Here is a 1,752-nt window from a genome sequence, read left to right as displayed (position 1 = left end):
AATGCTTGCTCCAATGCATCGAGCACCATATCTGTATTCATCCGTGTCGATACTTTCCATCCAACAATTGCTCGTGAGAACACATCAATAATAAATGCAGTATAAACCCAGCCTGAATTTGTTTGAATATACGTAAAGTCACTCACCCACAGTTGGTCAGGATGATCAGCAGTAAAATTACGTTTTACCAAGTCATCCGCTCGTTTTTGATCATCTCGGCTACGGGTGGTTTGTTTGTTCTTACCACGCCAAACACCTTTTATACCTAGCTTTTGCATTAATCGAGCAACAGTACAGCGCGCAATAATATAGCCTTCACGTTTCAGTTTTTGCCAGACTTTACGTACACCATACCGACCTGAACTTTCCTTCCAAATTCGTTTAATCTCCTCAGCATGATGCAAGTCATGTAAATCTCGCTTTGCTCGATGTTCTGGATTTTCACAGAGATCTAGAGTCCGGTAATAGGTTGAAGGTGCGATCGGTAAAATTCTACAAATCGCCTCGACTCCGTACAGCTCTTTATTATTATGGATAAAATCCACCATTATTTGTGTGGGCGGTCGAGCTCCGCCTGGGCGAAAAAAGCGGCTGCTTTACGTAGAATTTCATTGGCGCGTTGCAGTTCTTTATTTTCGCGTTCGAGTTGTTTGATACGTTCTTGGTCTGAAAGCTGCTGTACTTTAACTGGATTTTGTTTATCTAAATATTTTTGATACCAAACACGTAGTGTTTCAGGAGTACAACCCTTGCGCAGTATACTGCTCAGGGAGCAATAGCGGTGATCGCAGCCCAATTCGATGGATAATCTTTCTCGGATTCAATCAATAATTGAACCGCTCTTTCTCTGATTTCAGGGGTATATTTTACTTTTTTCATCGGGACATTCTCTCAGAAAGCTTGGTCTCCGACAAACCCGGTACGGTTCAAAAATCTTCCATTGATTTATTTATATCTGTTAAACCAGTCGCATTATGAAATGTAATATAAGTAGAAATTTCAGTATAAATGGTCATGATCTTTTCTAAATTTGAATATCTAAGCGTCTTCATTAATCAACCTTATTGATTATTAGTTTCTTCTTTTAAAGCTCTTTGTACTGTTGCTATCCCTACTTTAAACTTTTCTGCAACACCTCTAAATGTTGAATTTTCTTCAGCCATTGCTTTTCGTATTTCAACATAGTCAACCTTCCGCTTTCTTCCCTTATATAAGCCCTTCGCTTTGGCTTTTGCAATTCCTTCCTTTTGACGCTCACGGATCATGGAGCGTTCAAACTCTGCAAATGCAGCAAGCATCTGAAACATGAGTTTATTTATTGCCGATTGTGCTACATCATGACTGAAGGTCAAATTCTCTTTATGAAAAATAATGGTTATACCACGATCATTCAGACTATTCACAATTTCGTTCAGATCATTTGTATTACGTGCCAGACGATCAATACTATGAACATGCACCGTATCACCTTCACGCAGATAGTCGAGCATTGCATTTAACTGAGGACGTTCACGGCTACCACCGCTTGCCTTTTCAGTAAAGGTCTTATCCAGGCTGATTCCATCTAATTGACGTTCAGTATTTTGTTCAGTTGAACTGACTCGAATATATCCGACCTGATTAGGCATTCTGTACCGTTAGAGTTTAGATAATTAAATACATATTGTACCGAAATTAAATATTAAGTCTATAAATACGGTTTTTGAGTTGCTTTTTAAGACTTTATTTTGTTCCGTTAGGCTATACTCTAAA

The 1,752-nt window shown here is 38.8% G+C and carries 1 protein-coding gene, 1 pseudogene and 1 other annotated feature; the gene and the pseudogene both read right to left on the bottom strand.

Annotated features, from left to right (window positions below; translation table 11 throughout):
• Nucleotides 1-879, bottom strand: a pseudogene (locus tag FTU44_RS15010) (IS3 family transposase); the annotation flags it as partial.
• Nucleotides 474-590 (bottom strand) — a sequence feature (AL1L pseudoknot). Its footprint overlaps the pseudogene before it by 117 nt.
• A gap of 182 nt (nt 880-1,061) precedes the next feature.
• Nucleotides 1,062-1,628, bottom strand: coding sequence for a recombinase family protein (locus FTU44_RS15005; protein ID WP_006581699.1), 567 nt, complete (start codon nt 1,626-1,628; stop codon nt 1,062-1,064).
• Between the last annotated feature and the right edge of the window lie 124 nt (nt 1,629-1,752).

Source organism: Acinetobacter sp. YH12105 (assembly GCF_013419095.1).
GTDB classification, from domain to species: domain Bacteria; phylum Pseudomonadota; class Gammaproteobacteria; order Pseudomonadales; family Moraxellaceae; genus Acinetobacter; species Acinetobacter pseudolwoffii.
The sequence above is the reverse complement of the archived record's forward strand: the minus strand, read 5'-3'. Positions and strand labels throughout refer to the sequence as shown.

Coding starts and splice junctions, on each gene's coding strand:
- FTU44_RS15005 (WP_006581699.1), bottom strand. CDS start 1,628: ATGCCTAATCAGGTCGGATATATTCGAGTCAGTTCAACTGAACAAAAT.